Annotated in this window: 15 protein-coding genes; 4 read left to right on the top strand and 11 right to left on the bottom strand. The window is 61.7% G+C overall.

Going from position 1 to position 22464, the window contains the following annotated elements; genetic code table 11:
- Positions 1–74: 74 nt before the first annotated feature.
- Positions 75–2441 (bottom strand): tetratricopeptide repeat protein, encoded by a 2367-nt coding sequence (locus tag QMX86_RS18620; RefSeq protein ID WP_243243060.1) that lies wholly within the window; start codon positions 2439–2441, stop codon positions 75–77.
- 211 nt (positions 2442–2652) lie between these two features.
- Between QMX86_RS18620 and QMX86_RS18615 the strand changes: the two genes are divergently transcribed.
- Positions 2653–3330 (top strand): DUF3313 domain-containing protein, encoded by a 678-nt coding sequence (locus tag QMX86_RS18615; RefSeq protein ID WP_016774611.1) that lies wholly within the window; start codon positions 2653–2655, stop codon positions 3328–3330.
- Positions 3331–3875: 545 nt separating this feature from the next.
- On the opposite strand, the gene QMX86_RS18610 is transcribed toward QMX86_RS18615, so the two are convergent.
- The 10 genes from QMX86_RS18610 to QMX86_RS18565 all read right to left on the bottom strand — a co-directional run bounded on the left by QMX86_RS18610 (position 3876) and on the right by QMX86_RS18565 (position 16774).
- Positions 3876–6380, bottom strand: coding sequence for a fused MFS/spermidine synthase (locus tag QMX86_RS18610; protein WP_282386812.1), 2505 nt, complete (start codon positions 6378–6380; stop codon positions 3876–3878).
- Between the two features lie 248 nt (positions 6381–6628).
- Positions 6629–8203 carry an arylsulfatase gene (locus QMX86_RS18605; RefSeq protein WP_024012862.1) on the bottom strand — a complete coding sequence of 525 codons (1575 nt, stop codon included), beginning with the start codon at positions 8201–8203 and terminating at the stop codon, positions 6629–6631.
- 70 nt (positions 8204–8273) lie between these two features.
- On the bottom strand, positions 8274–9296 hold the full coding sequence (locus QMX86_RS18600) for an HAD family hydrolase (RefSeq protein WP_282386811.1): 1023 nt from the start codon (positions 9294–9296) through the stop codon (positions 8274–8276).
- Positions 9293–10735 (bottom strand): hypothetical protein, encoded by a 1443-nt coding sequence (locus QMX86_RS18595; RefSeq protein ID WP_282390405.1) that lies wholly within the window; start codon positions 10733–10735, stop codon positions 9293–9295. Before QMX86_RS18595 ends, QMX86_RS18600 begins: the two co-directional genes overlap by 4 nt.
- Positions 10732–12312 (bottom strand): VWA domain-containing protein, encoded by a 1581-nt coding sequence (locus QMX86_RS18590; RefSeq protein WP_282386590.1) that lies wholly within the window; start codon positions 12310–12312, stop codon positions 10732–10734. The genes QMX86_RS18595 and QMX86_RS18590 overlap by 4 nt, the downstream gene beginning before the upstream one ends.
- Before the next feature lies 1 nt (position 12313).
- Positions 12314–13306, bottom strand: coding sequence for a VWA domain-containing protein (locus QMX86_RS18585; protein ID WP_110645209.1), 993 nt, complete (start codon positions 13304–13306; stop codon positions 12314–12316).
- Positions 13293–13892, bottom strand: coding sequence for a DUF4381 domain-containing protein (locus QMX86_RS18580; protein ID WP_110645210.1), 600 nt, complete (start codon positions 13890–13892; stop codon positions 13293–13295). Before QMX86_RS18580 ends, QMX86_RS18585 begins: the two co-directional genes overlap by 14 nt.
- Positions 13889–14824 carry a DUF58 domain-containing protein gene (locus QMX86_RS18575; RefSeq protein WP_282386593.1) on the bottom strand — a complete coding sequence of 312 codons (936 nt, stop codon included), beginning with the start codon at positions 14822–14824 and terminating at the stop codon, positions 13889–13891. The genes QMX86_RS18580 and QMX86_RS18575 overlap by 4 nt, the downstream gene beginning before the upstream one ends.
- Positions 14821–15801, bottom strand: coding sequence for a MoxR family ATPase (locus QMX86_RS18570; protein ID WP_016774619.1), 981 nt, complete (start codon positions 15799–15801; stop codon positions 14821–14823). The genes QMX86_RS18575 and QMX86_RS18570 overlap by 4 nt, the downstream gene beginning before the upstream one ends.
- 22 nt (positions 15802–15823) lie before the next feature.
- Positions 15824–16774: a transporter gene (locus QMX86_RS18565; protein WP_130887339.1), complete on the bottom strand. Its 951-nt coding sequence runs from the start codon at positions 16772–16774 to the stop codon at positions 15824–15826.
- 515 nt (positions 16775–17289) lie between these two features.
- Between QMX86_RS18565 and tpx the strand changes: the two genes are divergently transcribed.
- The 3 genes from tpx (at position 17290) to QMX86_RS18550 (ending at position 22367) form a co-directional block, all read left to right on the top strand.
- On the top strand, positions 17290–17790 hold the full coding sequence (gene tpx, locus QMX86_RS18560) for a thiol peroxidase (RefSeq protein WP_076563099.1): 501 nt from the start codon (positions 17290–17292) through the stop codon (positions 17788–17790).
- A gap of 174 nt (positions 17791–17964) precedes the next feature.
- The gene (locus tag QMX86_RS18555) at positions 17965–19269 is read left to right on the top strand and encodes an MdtA/MuxA family multidrug efflux RND transporter periplasmic adaptor subunit (RefSeq protein WP_282386598.1); all 1305 of its coding nucleotides are present in this window, start codon (positions 17965–17967) and stop codon (positions 19267–19269) included.
- On the top strand, positions 19266–22367 hold the full coding sequence (locus QMX86_RS18550) for an MdtB/MuxB family multidrug efflux RND transporter permease subunit (protein WP_282386599.1): 3102 nt from the start codon (positions 19266–19268) through the stop codon (positions 22365–22367). Before QMX86_RS18555 ends, QMX86_RS18550 begins: the two co-directional genes overlap by 4 nt.
- The last annotated feature ends 97 nt before the right edge of the window (positions 22368–22464 follow it).

Genomic DNA, 22464 nt, shown 5'->3' with positions numbered 1-22464 from the left:
ACTGCGATGTCACTGACAGATTGCATTCGCGAGCAGGCTCGCTCCCACAGGTGATCGGGGGGGCATCCCATCGATCACTTGAGCGCCGGATCCCCCATATTCATTTTCTTCCAGCCCTGCAACAGGACCTGCGCCTTCGGTTCCTGGCCGCTATCGAGGTAGTACTGGATCAGCGACAGCCGCGCATTGCGGTTGGCCGGTTGTACCTTGAGCAAACTTTCCAGAATCGCGCACGCCTCATCAACCTTGCCGCTCTCATGCAGCGCCACCGCCAGTACATAGCCGTATTGCGCATTCTCCGGTTCCAGTTGCGCGGCTTTGCGCAGGTAGGACATGGCGTCGGCGGACTGGCCGGCACGGATCAGCGACAACCCGCGCGTGTGCTGCAACAGCGCCGCATCCGGATGCTGCTTGAGGCTGTCATCCAACAGCTTCTGCGCTTCGGTGGCGCGACCATTCGCTTCCAGCCACTGTGCCAGCGTGACCAGCGCCGGGTAGAAGTCCGAGTCACGTTGCAGGGCGCTGCGCAGCAACGGTTCGACCTCGGCACTGCGCCCGCTGGCCTGGTACAGCATCGCCAGATTGAGATTGGCTTCTGCACGTTCGAGCAAGCTTTTCTGCACGGCTTCATATTCGGCGATCGCCGCGTTCCAGCTGGCTTGCACCGCCCCCAGACCATTGTTGCGCGAGGCACCGAGCAGATCCCGCGCGGCGACGATGCGCACGGCTTTCACTGGATCATTGAGCAACGGCGCCAATAACGGCGCACGCTCCGGCGGTGGCAGGAATGCGCTGATTGCCCGCACCGCGCTGTCGCGCACCTGTGGCTCTGGATGTTTCAGATCCTGAGTGGCCAGTTTCAGCGCCTGTTCGCTCGGGTACAGCGGCAATTCCGCCAGCAACGTTGCGCGCTGGATCGCCGGCAGGTTGCTGCGCTGCAATTGTTGGTACAGCGCGTCGGCGGCGCCGGGCTGGCCATTGCGGATCAGCCACAGGCTTTCGTCATAGCGTGGTGCCTGCTGAGCCGGGGAGGCGGAGGCGTTCCACAATTTGAACTGCGCAGTGACCTTGTCGCCGGCCTTGCCCTGGTGACAGGTCAGGCAGGCGTCTGGCGTGCCGAGTTTCTGCGCACGCTCCGGGTTGGGAATACTGAAGCTGTGGTCATGCCGAAAGTCGTTGCCCATGTAGAACTTGCCAGGCATGTGGCAATCGACGCACTGCGAGCCGGGCTGGCCCATGGCGTGGCGGGTGTGTTCGATGGAGTCATAGTTCTTCGCTTGCAGGCCCTTGCCGTCGACGCCGGCGACCGAGGTCTTGCCCGCCGTGTTGTGGCATTGCAGACACACGGCGTTGCCCGGTGCCTTCAGTTCGTAGCTGTGCGGGTTATGGCAATTGCTGCAACGCACGCCCTTGTCGAACATCTTGCTTTGGAGGAACGAGCCATGTTCGAACACTTCGTCCTTGATTTTGCCGTCCAGCGCATAGAGTTCGCGGGTCAGGGCGCTGGGCAGGTAATCGTCCATCAGCCGCTTGCCGACGGTAAAGCCATCGCCCAGCGGCGCGCGGCGAGAATGGCAGCGCGCGCAGGTTTCGATTTCTACCGTGGCGTTCTTGTCCTTGAGATCGACGTCGAAGCCCTTATGGATCAAATCGTCTTTTTTCTGCGCCCACTCCAGGTGATTCGACGCCGGGCCATGACAGGCCTGACAGCCGACTCCGAGGCTGTTCCATTGACTGTTGAAGCTGTTGCTCTGCGCATCGAAATTGCGCTTGAAACCGGTGGTGTGGCATTCGACGCACATGAAATTGGCGTTCTGGCTCGGTTTGCTCCAGTGCAGCGGATTCTTGAAGTTCACGCCCTGGCCGGCGTACAGATGAAACCAGCGATTTTTCTCGGTATCCCACGCCACGCCGAGGGCTTGCAGACGCCCCTGACCCACCTCGATCAGATATTGCTGTAGCGGCGCGATGCCGAAGGTGTACGCCACTTTGAAGTCGGCATTCTTGCCGTCGATGCCGGGCGCATTGACCCAGAATTCATCGCCCTTTCGGGTGAACTTTGTGGTCTCGTTCTCGGCCTTGAAGGTCACGTTGTTGAAGTCGCCGAGGGTGGTTTCGGCGGTCGCCGGCTGCATGGCCAATTGGTGATGCGAGCCTTGCCAGTCCTTGACCTGTTCGCTGTGGCAGCCCTGGCATTGCTGCTCATCGACCATGCTTGCCGGTTTGCTTGCCACAGTCGGTTGCGGCTTGGCTGGCGGTGCTACAGGCGTGCTGATCGCTGCGGGTTTGACGGGGGCGGGCGCCGGGCTGAACAGGAACCAGCCAATGCCCGCCACGGCCGCCAGCAGCACACCGATGGTGATTGGAAACAGGTAACGTGAAAAAGAGGAGGGTGATGCGTCAGGTTCAGGTTGCACCGCTTTGTTTTTGTGCTTGGGCATTGCGACTTCCGTAGTCCGGTGCGTTGGCCTTCTGGCGTGCATACATCTGGATGCAGCTTTGCCGCATGCAGCGCGTCTGTCAAATAAGCGCTGTGACTTGCTGTGCAGCGCCGTGTGAATTTTGTAATTTGCAATCGCAATTGCTGCGGTTTTAGCTATACCTGTAACTCCCCCTATGCAAACGATTTGGCCTTCTGACAGGAGTTACAGCATGAAGCTAGCCGTAATGATGGGCACGCTGTGCATCGCCACCCTGGGTGTGGTGGGTTGTTCCAGCAAAACCGTCGAGCCAGACCAGTACTCCGGTTTTCTCAAGGATTACAGTCAACTGAAGGAGACCAAATCACCGTCGGGTGCCGAGGTGATGCGCTGGATGGACCCGAAACTCGATATCAACAAATTCAGCAGCGTCTACGTCGAGCCGAGCCAGCTGTATCCGAAGCCGCAAGCCACCGAAAAAATCCCCCAGCAGACCCTCAATGGCATCACCAGTTATTACGATCAGGCGCTCAAGCGTGAGCTGAGCAAGTCGCTGCCGCTGGCCACCGGCCCGGGGCCTGGCGTCATCGTGATCCGGCCGGCGATCACTGCGGTGAGCAGCAAGACCGAGGGCCTGCATGTGTATGAGGTGATTCCAATTGCCTTGGTGGCTGCTGCGGTGAGTACGGCCACTGGTATTCGCGATCAGGAAACCACGTTGGCCACCGAGGCGGTTTTCCTTGATGGCAGCAGTAACAAGGTGGTGGCTCAAGTGGTGCGCAAGGGTACCGGTCAGCCGCTGGAAAATTCCTCGCAGGTGATGAAGGCCACTGACGTCAAAGCGGTGATCGATGGTTGGGCGAGTGACATGCATCAGACGTATCTGAAGCTCAAGTCCGAGGCCAAGTGATGTCGTGAGGCTTGGGGCCTCTTTGCGAGCAGGCTGGCTCCCGCTATTTTGGCGGGGCCTGCCTCCTGGTTTTTTGGGTACATATCCGTTGCTGCGGGTGTTGCTGATTACGGTTCCGCCCTTACGGCGAATCACCTTTTTCAAACGCCAAAAAGGTAACCCAAAAGGCTTGCTCCTACGTTCGGCCCTCGCAGGCTCGGGTTCCTTCGCTGCGGGACTGATCCGGGCGCAGCGGCTCCGGTTTGCTTCGCTGCACCTCCTTGCGCTGTGTCTGGCTGCGCCAGACGGTCGCTGCGCTCCCACCCCCGGATCAATCCCTCCACTCAGCCTTCCGACGTCGCCGGTGAATCAAGATCAAAAGCACTCGAGCTAACGCTCATTGTTGAGTGGGGCGGCTTCGCCGCGGGCAGCTGCGCTGCTCTGCTTTTCTGTGGGAGCGAGCCTGCTCGCGAAGGCGGCCTGACAGCCGACCTGATTCTCGCGGATGCCACGATCCCCATTGCAGGAGCGAGCCTGCTCGCGAAGGCACCCTGTCAGCCCCCGCCTTACTGCCCGACAAACCAGCGAAAATATGGGTTCGCCCGATCCCCTTGCATCACTTCCCGAATATCCCGCCCCCAGGCGTCCCGATCGCCGTCGTAGGCGTGCAGGCTTGCCCGATAAAACTGCATCAACCGCTGCCGATGCGTTTCCATGCGTTCACTGAACCCGGCATCGGCATTGACCAGTGTCGGTGGCTGATACAAGTCCAGCAGCGCCGGTAGCACGCGGGTGATTTCCTTGCTGCGTACCCACGGCGCGTATTCGATGCGCGGCTGATCATCGGTCACTGCCGGCGCGTCGGCGGCGAAGCGCTCCAGGCCGGCGCGATCGGTGACCCAGGTGGCCAGCAGCGCCGCCGCCGAGCCGATGCCGACGTCCTGCAGGGTGTTGCGTACGCTGTCCTGCTGGAAGCGCGCGGCGATTTTCGCGGCGTCCAGTTGCATCGGTTTCATTGAGCCAACCAGCAGCATTTCGTGGAACTCGCTGGTCCACAGCGAGGCATGCGGGAAGACATCGAGGAAGCTGCGCACCAGTGAGCGCGAGTCGTCGATATTCTGCGTCGGCAGCGGCAGCCACTGGGCGACGATGCCCTGGTCCTGCAAGCGACTGGCGGCCAGCTGGTAGAAGTCCCGCGAATACAGATTGACCACGCCGGCAGCGGAGGGCGGTGGCGGTTCCAGGGTGATCACGTCGTAGGTCTGTGCACTGCGCAGCAGTTCCTGGCGACCGTCGCGCAGGCGAACGTCGATGCCGGGATCGCTGGCGGCATTGAAGTTGCCCTTGAACAAGGGCGCTGCTTTCACCACCGATGGCAGCAACTCGGCAACCACGCGATGTTCCAGCCCCGGATAGCGCAGCATGGCGCCTGCGGTGATGCCGGTGCCGAAGCCGATCACCAGGGTCGAGCGCGGTTCACCGTTGTGGATCAGCAGTGGCAGCAGCGCCTGAATGCGCATGTAGCGCAGCGACGGCATGGCATCGCCGGTGTTCGACACGCCCTGGATGTACAAACGGTGGAAGGTATTTTCGCCACGTCCCTGAGTGACCACCGCGACCGTGCCGCCGCGTCCTTCCTCGTAGAAGGCCAGCGTGCCGTTACGTGCGCCGGGCAACAGGCTGGCCAGTTTGTCGGCTGGGGTCAGTACCGCCACCGCAACGCAAACCAGACCTAGTGCGACCACGGCCTGGCGCCGACCTTTCGCCACGCCATGGCCCTTGCGCACCGCCAGATAACCGATTGTCGCTGCGACGAGCGCCAGTAGACCGAGGGTGCGCACAAGTCCCAACAAAGGAATCAATACGAAGCCGCAAAGCATCACACCGATGATCCCGCCCAGGGTGTTGAACGCGACAACGGCGCCGACATCGCGGCCCACACGCTCGCTGCCGACACTCAGGCGCAACGCCAGAGGAAACGCCGCGCCGAGCAGCAGGGTCGGCACAAACACGATGCTCAGCGCCGCCACGGCAAAGCGCGCGCTCATGCCGGCCAGCTCGCTGACGCTAAGACTCAGCAGCCAGGTTTCCGCATGGCTCTGCGCGAGCACCAGCCAACGACCCAGCACGGCGATTTCCAGCAGCGCAATCAAACCTGCACCTGCAATCAACAAGCCGAATACGCCCCATGGGTCGCGAATGCGCTCGACGCGACGGGCGAGCAAGGCGCTGCCGATAAACAGCCCGGTCAGGTAAGTCGCCAGCACCACGGCGAACGCGTAGGTGCGCGTGCTCATGAACTGCACGATCGATTGCGACCAGACCACCTCATAACCCAACGCCACGCCCCCGGCGATCGCGTAGAGCCACAGCGCAGTGCGGTCGGCTGCTTTGGCGTTGCCGTGTTTGACCGGTGTGGCCAGCGCTACTGGCTGTTGGCGCTGCAACCACAGCGCACCGGCCGCGGCGAGCAGGTTGAGCATCGCGGCGAACAGCGCACTGCCGCGCACCCCGAGGCTGGCGATCAGTACGAACGCGGCGAGCAAAGTGCCAACGATCGCGCCCAGCGTATTCGCCGCATACAACTGACCGCCGGCCTTGCCCGGCTCAGCCGCCAGTGAGCGCACCAGCACCGGCAGCGTCCCGCCCATCAACACCGCCGGAATGCCTACCAGCGCAAACGGCAGCAACCACGCCAGGACGCCGACATGAACTTGCAACCAGGCGAAAGGACTGGCCGCCAGACTCATGGCCACTGTCGCGCCAACACCGAGAATCGCCACTAGCACTTCCAGCCCGGCATAGAGTAGAACCGGCTGTTGCAAGCGATCGGCCCAGCGCCCGAACAACCAGCCACCAAGCGCGAGCCCGGCGAAAAATGCGCTGATGCCGGTGGTGATCGCGTAAACCTCGACACCGACCACCAGTGACAGCTGTTTGATCCACAACACCTGATAGACCAATGCTGCCGCGCCGGAGATGCATAGCAGCAGGGCAGGGATCATTGAGGTGGTGGACGCGGCTTGCGGAACGGGTATGGCCGACGGCTTGCTGGCGATACGTGAGGACATGCGGTGAGCCTTGTTATGGATTGGCTGATGTTGATCGTTCCCACGCTCTGCGTGGGAATGCCTCACTGGACGCTCCGCGTCCGCTTCGGCATTGGACGCAGAGCGTCCCGGGCTGCGTTACCACGCAGAGCGTGGGAACGATCGCAGAAAACCTTGTGGGAGCGAGCCTGCTCGCGAACGAAACCGACCCGGTCGCTTGTTGAAAACAGGGCCGCCCGCCGATGAAGGCGAGCGGCGGTACAGCGCTATTACTGGGCTTTCTTCATTTTTTCTTCGATACGGCGGTCCACGTCCTCGCGGATCTGGTCGATGCTGAAGCTCGCCGGACGCTGGCTAGGTGGATAGTCGACGAAGGTCTGCAGGAACTTCGCCGCGCGGCGGGTACCGTCGAAAATCAGATAGTCGTTTTTCGTCAGCCAGTCATAGTACTGGTCAGACACGACATCGGCGCGTTCGTACGGGTCCATGCGCAGGTTGAACATTTTCGGCACACGCAGGCAGGTGAACGGTTCGCTCCACACCTGCAGTCCGCCGGGCGCGCGTTGCTCACAGAACACCAGTTTCCAATCGTTGAAACGCATGCTGACCAACGCACCGTCATCGTTGAAGTAGTAGAACTCCTTGCGCGCGCTCTTGTCGGTTTTACCCGTCAGGTAGTCCAGCTGGTTATAGCCGTCCAGGTGCACTTTGAAGTTCTTGCCGCCGATGTCGGCGCCCTTGAGCAAGCGGTCCTTGATGTCGGTATCGCCCACGGCGGCCAGCAGCGTCGGGAACCAGTCCAGACCGGAGAACATTTGCGTGGAGACTTCGCCGGCCTTGACTTTGCCCGGCCAGCGGATCATCGCCGGGACCCGATAGGCGCCTTCCCAGTTCGAGTTTTTCTCGTTGCGGAACGGCGTCGTTGCAGCGTCGGGCCACGACCATTGGTTCGGGCCGTTGTCGGTGGTGTAGACGACGATGGTGTTCTCGGTCAGCTTCAAGTCATCCAGTGTCTTGAGCAGCTTGCCGACGTCGCCGTCATGCTCGAGCATGCCATCGGCATATTCGTTGCCGACCATGCCGCTTTGGCCTTGCATGGATTCGCGCACGTGAGTGAAGGCATGCATGCGTGTGGTGTTCATCCAGACGAAGAACGGTTTGTCCGCCTTGGCCTGTTTCTCGATGAACGCTTGCGCTGCGGCAGTGGTTTCGTCGTCGATGGTTTCCATGCGTTTCTTGGTCAGCGCGCCGGTGTCTTCAATCTTGCCGTCGGCAAAACTGTGGATCACGCCACGAGGCGAGGCGGCCTTGACGAACTCGGCATCATCCTTGGGCCAGTAGGGACGCTCCGGTTCCTCTTCGGCGTTGAGGTGATACAGGTTACCGAAAAACTCGTCGAAACCATGGTTGGTCGGCAGGTATTCGTCTTTGTCGCCCAAGTGGTTCTTGCCGAATTGGCCCGTGGCATAGCCCTGGGCTTTCAGCGCTTGGGCAATGGTCACATCGCGTGCCTGCAAGCCCACCGGGACCCCCGGCATGCCAACCTTGGACAAGCCGGTCCGCAACGGTGTCTGCCCGGTAATGAACGACGAGCGTCCGGCCGTGCAACTGTTTTCGGCATAGTAATCGGTGAAGATCATGCCTTCTTTGGCGATACGGTCGATATTCGGCGTCTTGTATCCGACCACGCCCATGGAATAGGCACTGATGTTGGTCTGGCCGATGTCGTCGCCGAAGATCACGAGAATGTTGGGTTTTTCAGCCGCTGTGGCGGTTGCCGACAGCGCCATCACCGAGGTTGCCACCAGGGCGAGTTTCGGTAGCCACTTGCGTATGCGAGTCATCTGACTTGCTCCTTTGCGCGGGGGTCGTTTTTTGCGACAAACGTTTATTGCTCTCCTGCATCACGCTTTCTTATTGCACCTGCTCGGTTGCCGGCGGATCGAACGGATAGATCCGGCGCCATTCCGACGCCATGTCCACCACCGTCCAGCCACGGGAATTCGCTTCGTCGAGGGCCTTGTCGAGTCGGCCGATATTCGATTGCCGGTCATAAGCCCACTCGCGCTTGGCATCGGTGTGGTGCACCAGCCCCATCAGGCGCTTGCCCGGCCCGGCGGCGGTCCACTGCAGCATCTGCAGGTCGCCGTCGGAGTTGCCAAAGGCGAGGATCGGCCGCCGACCGATGACCGCATCGATGCTGACCGGTTTGCCCGGCCCGTCGTCGTTGTGCGCAACTTTCGGCGTGCGCACGATCGACGCTTTACCGTCCTTGAACTGGTACGAAGTGACGAACGTGGTACCGATCACCTGTTCCGGAGGGATGCCGTAGACCTTCTCGGCGAAGGCGCGCATGAAGCCGGTGTCGCCACCGGAAACGATGTAGGTCTTGAAGTTCTGGCTGCGCAGGTAGTCGAGCATTTCCAGCATCGGCTGGAAGATCATTTCCGTGTAGGGCTTGCCGGTTTTCGGGTGGCGTGCCTGGCTGAGCCAGGTTTTCGCGTAGTCATCGAACGCTTCGGTGGTCATGCCGCCGTGAGTGGCGCCGACGATCTTCAGCAAGCCTTCCATCCCCGACGCGGCGAGGGCCTTGTGATCATTTTCCAGCACCGCCTTGAACGGCTGGGTGGTTTTCCATTCCGGGTGTTGTGCGGCCGTGCGCTTGACCTCGTCGAAGGCAAACAGCAATTCGAAGTACGCCGGTTGTTCGCTCCACAAGGTGCCGTCATTGTCGAACACGGCGATGCGATCGGCCGGTTTGACGAAGTCCTTGCTGCTCTGGTCGGTCACGGCCTGGACGAACTCGATAATGCTCTTTTTGGCCGGGCCGTCGTTCCATGACGGCAGCGGTTCATTCGCCTGTGCCAGCAGGGGCAGAACCAGTGTCAACAGCAGGGCGAGACCGAAACGTTGGCGACGCAGCAACGGGTTGATCATGTGAAATCCTTCTCATGCACAGGGTTGAGCGGGCGCAGGGCCGGTGCGGGTTTCGCCTGTTGGCGGGCGACCTGACTTTGAAGCGTAGCCAACGATTGGCGAATCTGAACAAGTGTTTGCTCGACGGCAGACTGACGGCCGTAAAGCCCGCGTAACAAACCCTGCAAACGTGGCCCGGCGCCCGTGAGTTTCAAGCCCAGACGACTGCGCCGTAGCCACAAGTACAGCGCGGTCAGTTGCGCCGGCCTGGCTTGCAGTTGCGGGGCGATCTGTTGCCAGGCGAAAGCGGGCGAATGCTGCCAGGCCAATTGCTTCGCCCGTTTATGTGCGAGCCAGCGTTGATGGGCGCGAACGGCGACGGGCCGCAGCAAGTACACACCGACGGCGAGGCCGACCGCCAGCGCCAGCCAGAGCAGCCAGCGGCTGGAGAAGTGCAAGTGATTCTGTTGCAGTTGCCTGAGGTCTTCGGCGAGCGAAAACACCGGTTTATAGGCGTTGTTGGCTGCGGCCTCGAAGCTCACGGCCGGCACCTCAGCGCTGCGGATCTGCTTCGCAGCGGAATCCCACCATTTCACGCGGATGGCTGGCAGCGTGAAAGTGCCGGCGCTGTCGATGCGATAGCTGGCGCTGTCGATACGTTGGCCGCCGAGGATATTGCCGCGACCGTCATCCAGCGCTTTGACTTGTGGCGTCTTCGCGTAGCGGCTCAAGCCGGCGACATCACTGAAAGTCGGAATCGGCAGGGCCATCGCCAGCGCGCCATCGGCTTGCAGGGTGAGCTCACGGGTGATGCTGTCGCCGACTTTCAGTGGCGTGGCCGAATTGGTAACGATCTGTTTCAAGCGCAACCCACTGGCGACCAGAGGCGTCTCCCCGGGCGCGAAGCCGGGCGGCTGGGCGGCGCTGAAACTCAGCGGCTGGCTTTGTGCGCTGATTTCTTCAGTGGCCTGGCCCAGTCTGGCGCGTACGGTCAGCGCCGGGATATCGAAACTGCGCGCGACGTTGGGCGTGATCAGATAGCTATAGCGCAAGCCATTGAACGATTGGCCATCGATGGTCTGGTTCAGATGCTGCGCCTGGCCGTTCGGCGGCATCACCAGCGCACCGTCGAGTTGCAGATCGGGCAGGGCGGCGGCGCTGGTGAACCAGGTATCGGTGAGCACGTCGAGTTGCAGTTCGACCAGACCGCCGACCATCGCGCCTTCGCTGGGGTTGAGGTGAGCCTGGACTTTCAGTTGCGCTGGGGCGGCAAAAACATTCAGAGAGAGCAGGCTGGTCAGCAGCAGTGCGCTGAGTTTCGCGCTGATTGTTCTGCCGCCATCGCTGGCAAGCCAGCTCCCAAAAATCACAGCAATCTTCAAAAAGTTTGCAACTACACAGAAATTCCCTGTGGGAGCTGGCTTGCCAGCGATGGCGGCGCTCAGGTGCCGGAGGTTCATGGCCGATCTCCCTGCTGATCCTGCAAGCTGAATTTCTGCCTTAGAAACTTCGCCGGCGAGGTGGTCAGGTTCTCCAGCCACAGCGCGTCGGACGCCGCCTGCTGGGTCTCGACTTTTTTGCTCTGACCTTTACCGGGTGCCTTGTCGAATTTGACTTCATCGGGTTTGGTTTGCGGAGCGTTTTTCTCTGCGCTTTCGGTGTCCTTGAGCAGTGCCTGAGCCAAGGCCAGATTGGCGCTCGCTTCGGGAAATTGCGGCTGCAGTTTCAACGCCTCGCTGTAGGCGGCAATCGCCTGATCGAACTTGAAGCGGCGCACGTAAATATTGCCCAGGTAGAAATACGCCTGCGGCGTATCCAGGCGGGCAAAGGTCGCCATAGCCAAGTCGTAATCGGCAGCGTGATAGGCCGCGACGCCTTTCCAGTACGGGTCGACGAACAGCGCCGCGGCTTCGGGCAAACGATCATGCTCAAACGCCCAGCGGCCTTGTTGGTCGCGGGTGAAAAACGCATCGGTGAGGGCGTTGGCCTGCGCCGGCGCCGCAGGCCAGCCCAACCCTACGGCCAAAAACAGCGCCGGCATCCAGTTGACGCTCCAGCCTTTGCGTACGCTGAACAGCGCCAGTAACAGCAACGGCCAGCAGAGCCAGTATCCGGCGTCCTTCCAGTGCAATTCGCGCTGTTCGGCGCTGGCGCTCTGGAAGTGTTGGCGGGCGTGCAACTCGATCCACTCCAGGTCATCGTTATTGAGGGTCAGGCTGCCGAGCGGCGCGTCGACGGCCGAGGCCAATCGCTTGAGGGCCGCCTGATCGAAACTGCCGAGCACCGGTCGTCCGCTGCTGTCGATTTTCGGCTGGCCGCTGGCGGTAGTGATGACGCCCGCGTCTTCGCTGCCCACCGCCAGAACCAGAACCTGCAAGGCACTGCCGTCGAGGTGTTTTTGCAGATCATCGAGTTGCGTGGTATCGGCCCCATCAGTCATCAGCAGCAGACTGCCCGGGGTGTTCTCGGCGCTGAGCAAGCGTTTCGCTTGATCGATCACGGCGGCGACGTTTTTGCCGGGTTTGTCGATCAAGCCCGTGCCCAGGGCCTGGATGAAACTGTCGAGCAGCGCCGGATCGTCGGTCGGTGGCAACACCAGATGCGCGCTGCCGGCATAGGCGATCAGTGCGGTCCGCGCAGCAGCGCGACGTTGAAGCAGCTCATGCAGCTTGTGCTTGACCGCCTCCAGCCGCGTCGGCTGCACATCGTTGGCGTCCATCGACGGCGAAAGGTCGACGGCAACGATCAGTGGTGCGCGGTTCTCGAGAAAGTCCGGGCGATCCTGTTCCCACGTCGGCCCGGCCGCGGCGATTGCGCCGAGGATCAGCAGCGCACAGAGCAGGTGCACCGGGCGCCAGCGCTGGTGATCCTGCGGGGTGATCAACAAGTGCGGCAGCAAGTGTTCGGCGATATTGCCGCGCAGGCGTTTTTGCAGGTCGCGGCTGCGACGCCAGATCAGTGGCAGCATTGCGCCGAACAGCGCAAGCAACAGCCACAGCGGGCGCAGAAAGTGGAAATCGCTGAGGTTGATCTCCATTTCAGGCCTCCTGCCGCTGCCGCGCAACCGTCAGGTTCGGGCGTAAAAGGGCGCCGAGCTGATACAGCGCCAACAGCAGCAATGCTGCGCCCAGCGGCCAGTAGAACAATTCCCGTTGCGGCTGATGGCTGAGTGTTTTTACCTGATGCGGAGTGAGCTGGTCGAGGGTGGTGTAGACCTGATCCAGCGCCGCGCGGTCTTCGGCGCGGAAGAAGCGGCCGCCGGTGGTATTGGCGATCTGTTCGAGGCCTTGCAGATTGACCTTCGCTTCGCCGGAAGCGTCGGGGTCGCCGATGCCGATGGTATGAATGACCACGCCTTTGTTGGCCGCCATTTTGGCGGCGTGATCCGGGGTGATCGCGCTGCTGGTGTCGTTGCCATCGGTCAGCAGAATCAGGACTTTTTCCTGCTCATGGGCCTTGTCGAGCAATTTCAGGCTGAGCCCGATCGCATCGCCGATCGCTGTGTTGGGGCCGGCCATGCCGATCCCGGTATCGGCCAGCAACAACGACAGGCTGGCGTGATCGAGGGTCAGCGGGGCCTGTGGGTAGGCACCGCTGCCAAATACGATCAGGCCGATGCGGTCGTCCTTGCGTTTGTCGATGAAGCCTTGCACCACGCCTTTGACCGCCGCCAGGCGATTGATTTTTTCGCCTTGGGCGTTAGTGAAATCCTCGGTTTCCATCGACTGCGAAAGGTCGATGGCGAGCATCAGGTCGCGCACCGGTTGCTGGCGTTCGATCGGCTTTTCGACGTACACCGGGCGCGACACGGCCAGCAGGATCAGCGCCCACACCAGCACATTGAGCAGCAGTTGCCAGCGATTGCGCCGACTGCCCGCGGTGCCTGGCGCTTCGCCGACCGCGCGGCTCATCGCGCCGAAAAACGGTACGCGCACGGCACTGCGGGCTTCGTTGTAGGCGGGCAAAAAACGGTAAGCCAGCCAGGGCAGCGGCAGCAGGAGTAACAACCAGGGGTAATCAAGCTGCCACATGGTGATGCTCCACCCAGTATTGGCAGCTGTCGAAGAGCATTTGCCGTTGCGCTGCGGGGAGGGCGCGCAATACGGGGTCCGGCGCGTAGGCGAGTTGGGCGAGTTGAGTGCTGAAGTCGGCGGGCATTCTGTTTTTGCAATGCCGTTGTAGAAATTCCTGCCAGTCATCTCTGCCAAGCGCCGCCGGCCCTTGTGGGAGCGAGCCTGCTGGCGAAAGCGCCGTGTCAGTGGATCGAGGTATTGCATGCGCTGACGTCTTCGCGAGCAGGCTCGCTCCCACAGGGAATGCATTCCAGCGCCGCGATCGAGTGGGCATGGAGAGGGCCGTGCGTTTGAGCAGCTCAGGCAATTCGCGCAGGGCGTTGAGGTCGTCACTGCGGCTGCGCAACTGTGCCAGTCGGGCAAGGGCTTCACGGCGATAGCGGTCGCGGCGCCATTGCCAGTATCTGCGCAGGCCGAGCAACAGCGCGGCGAATATCAGCACCGCCAGCAACAGCCACCAGCCCCAGGTTTGCGGCGCATAACTGACGGGCGCGGGCAGGGCCAGCTCCTTGAGCTGATCGATGCTGGGGATATTCGGGTTCATCGCGCGCCCCCGGCGCTTTTGCCCAGTTCGGCGCGCAGTTGCCCATGGGCGTCCTCGGCGGTGCTGATCATCATCAGCGGCACCTGACTGCGGCGCAGCAGGGTGGCGACGTCCTTGAGCCGCCCGCTGAGAAAATCCCCCAGCGGCTGATGCACGTTACGGTTCTCGATCGCCAGTTCGACCTGCAACTCGCCCTGGGTGACCAGGAGGCGACCGTTGTTCGGCAGTTTCAGCGCCAGCGGATCATAGACCTGCAAGGCAATCACATCGTTGTGCGCCGACAGCTGCCGCATCAATTGCAAGGTGCGTTCACCGGCACCGGCAAAGTCGCTGACGATGCAGATCAAGTGGTCGTGCCCGGCCACACCGAGGCAGCGCTGCAAGGCTTTGTCCAGTTGGTCCTCATCTTCGGCGTCGGGATTACCGGCGTTCAGCGCGCGGTTTTGCTGCACTACGCGGCTGAGCAGCGCTTCGACACGCTTGCGACTGCGCAACGGCGCGATGCTGTCGATACGCAGGTCGTTGAAGACCAGACCGCCGACCCGATCCCCGGCGTGAAAAACCATCCACGCCGCCAGCGCGGCGAGTTCGGCGGCGACTGCCGATTTGAAGCTGCGCTGCGAGCCGAAGAACATCGACATGCGCTGGTCGACCACGATCAGGGCCGGGCGGTCGCGTTCTTCGGTGAAAGTGCGCACCACCGGTTTGCCGGTACGCAACGAAGCGCGCCAGTCGAGGTGGCGCAGGTCATCGCCCGGTTGATAGCGGCGCAACTCGTCGAAATTCAGCCCGCGACCGCGCAGCCGCGAGGCGTGGTTGCCGGCGAGTATGCTGCCCTGCGGCTGCCGCGCAAGAAAACTCAGGTCACGGGCCTTGAACTCCAGCGCCATCAATTGCGCGAGAGAGACGTAGACCAGACCTTCGTCCTTCATGCGGGAATCGCCACTTTGTCGAGAATCCGGTCGAGCACCTGATCGGCGCTGACGCCATCGGCTACGGCGTCGTAACTCAGCTGCAAACGATGGCGCAACACCGGATGGACCACCGCGCGGACGTTGTCCGGCGAAACGAAATCCTGCCCCTGCAGCCACGCATCGGCTCGGGCGCAGCGGTCCAGGCCAATGCCGCCACGGGGACTGGCACCAATGGCGATCCAGCGTGCGAGGTCTTCGTCGTAGTCGGCGGGGTGGCGGGTGGCGTTGATCAGGTCAATCAGGTAAGTGTCGATGGCCGGTGAAACGTGCACCGCGCTGACTTCCTTGCGCGCAGCAAAAATCACCTCTTGCGGCAAAGTGAAATTCTTCACCGGCGTGGTGCTCGCACCTTGGGCAAACTCTTCGTTGCGCAGCAGGCGCAGCACCTGGCTTTCGTTTTCGGCGCTGGGGTAATCGAGCAGCACCTTCATCAGAAAACGGTCCATCTGCGCTTCCGGCAGTGGGTAGGTGCCTTCCTGCTCGATCGGGTTCTGCGTCGCCACCACGATGAACAGCTCCGGTAGCGCATGGCTGTTGCCGGCGACGGTGATCTGGCGCTCCTCCATGGCTTCGAGCAGCGCCGCCTGGACCTTGGCCGGGGCGCGGTTGATTTCGTCGGCGAGGATCAGATTGCCGAACAGCGGGCCGGGCTGGAATCGGATCTCGTTTTTGCCCTCGACCTGGTGCAGCACCTCGGCGCCAGTGATGTCCGAGGGCAACAGGTCGGGGGTGAACTGGATGCGGCTCATCTTGGCATCGAGGTGTTTGGCCAGTGCCTTGACCGTGCGTGTCTTGGCCAGCCCGGGCAGACTCTCCAAGAGCAAATGACCATTGGCCAACAGCCCGAGCAGAATCTGCCGGATGACTTGATCCTGGCCGAGCACCGCTTCGGCGATGCTGGCTTGCAGGGCGTTGAGGTCGGTAAGCGCTGTCATGGGCAGTCCTTTGTGTCCGGGTCTAGAAAAACGCCAGGGTCAGATTGACGCTGAAGCCATTGCCTTCGGGGCGGTTTTTGGTGTCGAACTCTGGCACCCAGCGCGCGCTGATATTGGCCTGGGCATCGGCGAATTTTCCGGCCCAGCCAACCACCGGGCCGGCGCCGACCGAACGGCCGCGATAGCCATTGAAGACATCGGCGGTCTGGCCTTTGTCGTCGGTCAACTGCTGCACGTAGCCGGCGGCAAGTCCGGCGTTCCAGCCATTGCCCAAGCCGTGAGTCCAGAGGGCGTCGAGAGTGAAGATGTTGCCGTTGCGATAATCCGTAGCGTCGTTCTCGGTGTAGAACTCCAGCCCGCTGGACAAGGTGAACTCGCCGCCCTTGCCGTCGAGATGGGTAAAGGCCACGGTTGGCATGAATGTGTAGTTATTCTGTCCGGGGTTGGCCAGGCGATCCTTGTTATAGGCGCCGGTCGGCACGTAGATCGGTAGCGACAGCGAGAGATGATTGAGTTCGTCGAAGTGATAACCGGCGGCGAGCGGGGTGATCAGCGCATCGGCAAACTGCGTGCCGGAATCGCTGTCACCCAAAGTGCGCCCGCGCGGGCCGGTGATGCTCGCCTTGATGTCGGTGTATTGCACCGGCAGGCCCATTGCCGAGGCGAAATTCCAGCGGCCCTTGCCGGTGTTCCAGACATGGGTGAAGTTGGCCATGGTGTAGGACACTTTCACGTCGATCCCGCCACTGATCGCGCCGGAAATCGGTGCGCCGTCGCTGCCCTTGAGCGAGCCGTCGTACCAGATGCTGGTCAACGACATTACCCAGCCCGGCTCCGGCGGCACGATGCCAGCATTGGCGAACACTTGCTGGCCCGTGATCGGCCGGCCGACGCCACCTTCCGCGGCGAACAGCGATGGACTGACGCCCAGGCACAGCAAGACGAGGAGACGCCCGCTCCGTGGCTTGAGCATGGCGAACGCCGCGCCACCCGGCCCCGGCAGAAATCCTCTATTCCCGGCTCGACTGCAGATCATTCCCGATTCCATGGTGTTTTTCCGGACAACTGAGCACTGTCGCGCCGCTACTGCGTTATCCCTTTGCTTATCAAGCCTGTAGGACACGTCCTTCTGAAACTAGCAGCTAATCGGGGGTTAGCCAGTCGAAGGAATTAATTCGTTGGTGCGGGCGGCGGGGTGCACACATCACACCTCTAATGGTCGGAGCCGGGCCGAATCGAAGGTGGTTGGGGCGGCACTGCAAACTTCTGTGGGAGCGAGCCTGCTCGCGAAAGCGGTAGTCCAGTTGACACACGTTTCTGATATCGATACCTGATTTCGCGAGCAGGCTCGCTCGCACAGGGGGGTTGTATACAATCTCGCCGTGGAGCACCCAACAATTTCCAACGGGGCATAGGTCGTCAGCCGATTTCGTGGTTAACTTCCGCCTCTTGCATGCTTTCCAATCAAAAAACAGAAGGACTCAAGTCATGGCTCAAGTCACCCTCAAAGGCAATCCGGTTCAAGTCAACGGCCAGTTGCCACAAGCCGGTTCCAAGGCGCCAGCCTTTTCCCTGGTAGCCGGCAATCTGTCCGACGTCACCCTGCAAGACTTCGCCGGCAAGCGCAAAGTCCTGAACATTTTCCCAAGCGTCGACACCCCGACCTGCGCCACCTCCGTGCGCAAGTTCAACGCCCAGGCCAACGACATCAGCAATACCGTGGTGCTGTGCATCTCCGCTGACCTGCCGTTCGCCCAGGCGCGCTTCTGCGGCGCCGAAGGTCTGGAAAACGTACAGAACCTGTCGACCCTGCGCGGCAGCGAGTTCATCGAAAACTACGGCGTGGCCATCGCTGACGGCCCGCTGAAAGGCCTGACCGCTCGCGCCGTTGTGGTGCTGGACGAAAACGACACCGTCCTGCACAGCGAACTGGTCAAGGAAATCGCTGAGGAGCCTAACTACGAAGCGGCACTGTCCGTTCTCAAGTAAGGCTTTTACAATTGTTAACGGCCTGGCCCTGTCCAGGCCGTTTTCATTTGTGTATCAGGGTTTTGCCTCACACCTTGAAACGTAAGTGGAAGGTAAATTGCCGGTAAAGCTGCTTTGCTTAAATCCACTCAGTGCTTATCGTTCAGCCTCCCGTAATAGAAGCCCACGCGCCCAATGGTCAATAACTCCATGCAATCGTCCCCCCGCAAATCCCGTCGCTGGCTGATCAGCCTGCTGGTCCTGTTGGTCATCGCTGTCCTGTGCTGGAAATTCTGGCCCGCCGGCTCTGCTGACAAGGCGGGCGGCGACAAAGCGGCCGCTGGGCATACCGGGCGCTCGGGAATGATGCGGCCGGGCTTCGGCGGCGGTACCGGGCCGATTCCGGTGCGTGTGGCGCCGGCGGTGAAGGGCGACTTCCCGCTGTATTACAAGGCGCTGGGCACGGTCACCGCGCTGAACACCATCAATGTTCGCAGCCGCGTGGGCGGCGAACTGATAAAGATTCATTTCGAAGAAGGGCAGATGGTCAAGGCGGGCGACCTGTTGGCCGAGATCGATCCGCGTCCTTACCAGAATGCTTTGCTCCAGGCCGAAGGCACGCTGCTGCAGAATCAGGCGCAACTGAAAAACGCCCAGGTCGACGTCGAGCGTTATCGTGGGCTGTATAAAGAAGACAGCATCGCCAAACAGACCCTCGACACCGCCGAAGCGCTGGTCGGCCAATACTTGGGCACGGTCAAGACCAATCAGGCAGCGGTCAACGATGCCAAGCTCAATCTCGAATTCACCAAGATTCGCGCGCCGATTGCCGGTCGCGTCGGTCTGCGTCAGGTCGACGTCGGCAACCTCGTCGCCGCCAACGACACCACGTTCCTCGCGGTGATCACCCAGACGCAACCGATCAGCGTGGCCTTCACCTTGCCGGAGAACAGCCTCGACACCGTGCTCGCCCGTTACCGCAGCGGCGCCAAGTTGCCTGCCGAAGCGTGGGATCGCGGCGACACCAAGCTGCAAGCCACCGGCGTGCTGCAAAGCCTCGACAACCAGATCGACGTCGCTACCGGCACTCTGAAATTCAAGGCCCGTTACGATAACCGCGACCAGTCGCTGTTCCCCAACCAGTTCGTCAACGTTCACTTGCTGGCCGATACGCTCAAAGGTGTAGTGCTGGCGCCGTCGGCTGCGATCCAGTTCGGCACCAATGGCACCTTTGTGTATGCGCTGGACGGCGACAAGAAAGTCACCATTCGCCAACTGAAAATCGGTGCCAGCGACGGTGACAACACCGTGGTCACCGAAGGCCTCGCCGCGGGTGATCGCGTTGTGCTTGAAGGCACCGATCGCCTGAAGGAGGGCAGCGAAGTTGAAGTGGTCAATGACAGCAGCGAAGTGCCGACCTCGCCGACCGAGCACCTGCAAGGTAAATCCGCCGCCAATCCCGATGCGACCACCGCTGACAAGGCCAAGAAGGGCGCATGAACATTTCGCGGCTGTTCATCCTCCGTCCGGTAGCCACCACCCTGAGCATGCTGGCCATTGTATTGGCCGGCCTGATCGCTTATCGCCTGCTGCCGGTTTCGGCCCTGCCGCAGGTCGATTACCCGACCATCCGCGTCATGACCCTGTACCCCGGCGCCAGTCCGGACGTAATGACCAGCGCCGTCACCGCGCCGCTTGAACGCCAGTTCGGGCAGATGCCGGGCCTGACGCAAATGGCCTCGACCAGCTCCGGCGGCGCTTCGGTGCTGACCCTGCGTTTCAGCCTCGACATCAACATGGACGTCGCCGAACAGCAGGTGCAGGCCGCGATCAACGCCGCGACCAACCTGCTGCCCACCGACCTGCCGGCGCCGCCGGTGTACAACAAGGTCAACCCGGCGGACACCCCGGTGCTGACCCTGGCCATCACTTCGAAAACCATGCTGTTGCCCAAGCTCAATGACTTGGTCGATACGCGCATGGCGCAGAAGATCGCCCAGATCAGCGGCGTCGGCATGGTCAGCATCGCTGGTGGCCAGCGTCAGGCGGTACGAATCAAGGTCAACCCCGAAGCGCTCGCGGCCAACAGCCTCAATTTGTCGGACGTGCGCACGCTGATCGGCGCCTCCAACGTCAACCAGCCGAAAGGCAACTTCGATGGCCCGACCCGGGTGTCGATGCTCGATGCCAACGACCAACTGACCTCGCCCGAGGACTACGCGAATCTGATCCTGACCTACAAGAACGGCGCGCCGTTGCGGCTCAAGGACGTCGCGGAAATCGTCGATGGCGCCGAGAACGAACGTCTGGCCGCGTGGGCCAACCAGAATCAGGCGGTGCTGCTGAACATCCAGCGTCAGCCGGGCGCCAACGTTATCGAAGTGGTCGACCGCATCAAGGCCTTGCTGCCGAGCATCACCGACAACCTGCCGGCCGGCCTCGACGTCACGGTGCTGACGGATCGCACCCAGACCATCCGTGCCTCGGTCACCGACGTGCAACACGAATTGCTGATCGCCATCGCACTGGTGGTCATGGTCACGTTCCTGTTTCTGCGTCGCGCCAGTGCGACGATCATTCCGTCCGTAGCCGTGCCGCTGTCGCTGATCGGCACCTTTGGCGTGATGTACCTCGCCGGGTTCTCGGTGAACAACCTGACGCTGATGGCGCTGACCATTGCCACCGGTTTCGTGGTCGACGACGCCATCGTCATGCTCGAGAACATTTCGCGCTTCATCGAAGAGGGTGACAGCCCGATGCAGGCCGCGCTCAAGGGCGCGAAACAGATCGGCTTCACCCTGATTTCCCTGACCCTGTCGCTGATCGCCGTCCTGATTCCGCTGCTGTTCATGGCCGACGTGGTGGGGCGCCTGTTCCGTGAATTCGCCATCACCCTGGCGGTGGCGATCCTGATTTCCCTGGTGGTGTCGCTGACCCTGACGCCGATGATGTGCGCGCGCCTGCTCAAGCGTGAACCGCAAGAGCACGAGCAAGGCCGTTTCTACCGCGCCAGCGGTGCGTTCATCGACTGGATGATCAACGAATACGGGCGGATGCTGCGCTGGGTGCTCAAGCATCAGCCGCTGACCTTGCTGGTCGCCATCGGCACACTGGCGTTGACCGTGTTCCTGTACGTGATCGTGCCGAAGGGTTTCTTTCCGGTGCAGGACACCGGCGTGATTCAGGGTATTTCCGAAGCGCCGCAGTCGATCTCCTTCGCGGCGATGGGAGATCGGCAGCAGCAACTGGCGAAGATCATTCTCGAAGATCCGGCGGTGCAGAGCCTGTCGTCCTACATTGGCGTCGACGGCGACAACGCCACGCTCAACAGCGGCCGCTTGCTGATCAACCTCAAGCCCCACGGCGAGCGCGATCTGACCGCCAGCGAGGTGATTTCCCGCCTGCAACCGCAACTGGACAAACTGGTCGGCATTCGGCTGTTCATGCAGCCGGTGCAGGACCTGACCATCGAGGATCGGGTCAGCCGCACCCAGTACCAGTTCAGCATGTCCTCGCCGGACTCGGAATTGCTCAGCCAGTGGAGTGGCCGTCTGGTCGAAGCCCTGGCGCAGCGTCCGGAGTTGACCGACGTGGCCAGTGATCTGCAGGACAAAGGCTTGCAGGTCTATCTGGTGATTGACCGTGACGCCGCATCGCGCTTGGGAGTGTCGGTGGCGAACATCACCGATGCGCTGTACGACGCGTTCGGCCAGCGGCAGATTTCGACCATTTATACTCAGGCCAGCCAGTATCGCGTGGTGCTGCAAGCCCAGGCCGGGGAGAAGATCGGCCCGCAGGCGCTGGATCAGATTCACGTCAAGACCACCGACGGCGCGCAGGTACGCCTGTCGAGTCTGGCGCATGTTGAAGAGCGTCAGGCGCAATTGGCGATCACTCACATCGGCCAGTTCCCGGCGGTGATGATGTCGTTCAACCTCGCGCCGGGCGTGGCGTTGGGGCATGCCGTGGACATCATCGAGCAGGTGCAGCAGGACATCGGCATGCCGGTCGGCGTGCAGACTCAGTTCCAGGGCGCGGCGCAGGCGTTCCAGGCTTCGCTGTCGAGCACCTTGCTGCTGATTCTGGCGGCGGTGGTGACCATGTACATCGTCCTCGGCGTGCTCTACGAGAGCTACATCCACCCGATCACCATTCTTTCGACCTTGCCGTCCGCCGCAGTCGGTGCCTTGCTGGCGTTGCTGCTCAGCGGCAACGACCTGGGCATGATCGCGATCATCGGCATCATTCTGTTGATCGGTATCGTCAAGAAGAACGCGATCATGATGATCGACTTCGCCCTCGACGCCGAACGCACCCAGGGCATGGCCCCGGCAGAGGCGATCTATCAAGCGGCGCTGCTGCGCTTCAGGCCGATTCTGATGACCACGCTGGCGGCGTTGTTCGGCGCAGTGCCGCTGATGCTGGCCACGGGGTCTGGTGCTGAATTGCGTCAGCCGTTGGGTCTGGTGATGGTCGGCGGTTTGCTGGTGAGCCAGGTGTTGACGCTGTTCACCACGCCGGTGATTTACCTGTACTTCGACCGCCTCGGAAGGCGCTTTGGCAAAGCCAAAGCCGAAGGTGACGAGGTCGCGGTATGACTGTCGGAATATATCTCCCCTGTGGGAGCGAGCCTGCTCGCGAAAGCGGGAGGTCAGTCACTGCCAAAGTTGAAGGTAAGGGCGCATTCGCGAGCAG

It is taken from the genome of Pseudomonas sp. PS01270, from assembly GCF_029959775.1.
Lineage (GTDB): Bacteria > Pseudomonadota > Gammaproteobacteria > Pseudomonadales > Pseudomonadaceae > Aquipseudomonas > Aquipseudomonas atacamensis.
The sequence above is the reverse complement of the archived record's forward strand: the minus strand, read 5'-3'. Positions and strand labels throughout refer to the sequence as shown.

Coding starts and splice junctions, on each gene's coding strand:
- QMX86_RS18565 (WP_130887339.1), bottom strand. CDS start 16,774: ATGCTCAAGCCACGGAGCGGGCGTCTCCTCGTCTTGCTGTGCCTGGGC.
- QMX86_RS18610 (WP_282386812.1), bottom strand. CDS start 6,380: ATGTCCTCACGTATCGCCAGCAAGCCGTCGGCCATACCCGTTCCGCAA.
- QMX86_RS18580 (WP_110645210.1), bottom strand. CDS start 13,892: ATGAACCCGAATATCCCCAGCATCGATCAGCTCAAGGAGCTGGCCCTG.
- QMX86_RS18600 (WP_282386811.1), bottom strand. CDS start 9,296: ATGATCAACCCGTTGCTGCGTCGCCAACGTTTCGGTCTCGCCCTGCTG.
- QMX86_RS18550 (WP_282386599.1), top strand. CDS start 19,266: ATGAACATTTCGCGGCTGTTCATCCTCCGTCCGGTAGCCACCACCCTG.
- QMX86_RS18590 (WP_282386590.1), bottom strand. CDS start 12,312: ATGGAGATCAACCTCAGCGATTTCCACTTTCTGCGCCCGCTGTGGCTG.
- QMX86_RS18595 (WP_282390405.1), bottom strand. CDS start 10,735: ATGAACCTCCGGCACCTGAGCGCCGCCATCGCTGGCAAGCCAGCTCCC.
- QMX86_RS18615 (WP_016774611.1), top strand. CDS start 2,653: ATGAAGCTAGCCGTAATGATGGGCACGCTGTGCATCGCCACCCTGGGT.
- QMX86_RS18605 (WP_024012862.1), bottom strand. CDS start 8,203: ATGACTCGCATACGCAAGTGGCTACCGAAACTCGCCCTGGTGGCAACC.
- QMX86_RS18620 (WP_243243060.1), bottom strand. CDS start 2,441: ATGCCCAAGCACAAAAACAAAGCGGTGCAACCTGAACCTGACGCATCA.
- QMX86_RS18585 (WP_110645209.1), bottom strand. CDS start 13,306: ATGTGGCAGCTTGATTACCCCTGGTTGTTACTCCTGCTGCCGCTGCCC.
- tpx (WP_076563099.1), top strand. CDS start 17,290: ATGGCTCAAGTCACCCTCAAAGGCAATCCGGTTCAAGTCAACGGCCAG.
- QMX86_RS18570 (WP_016774619.1), bottom strand. CDS start 15,801: ATGACAGCGCTTACCGACCTCAACGCCCTGCAAGCCAGCATCGCCGAA.
- QMX86_RS18555 (WP_282386598.1), top strand. CDS start 17,965: ATGGTCAATAACTCCATGCAATCGTCCCCCCGCAAATCCCGTCGCTGG.
- QMX86_RS18575 (WP_282386593.1), bottom strand. CDS start 14,824: ATGAAGGACGAAGGTCTGGTCTACGTCTCTCTCGCGCAATTGATGGCG.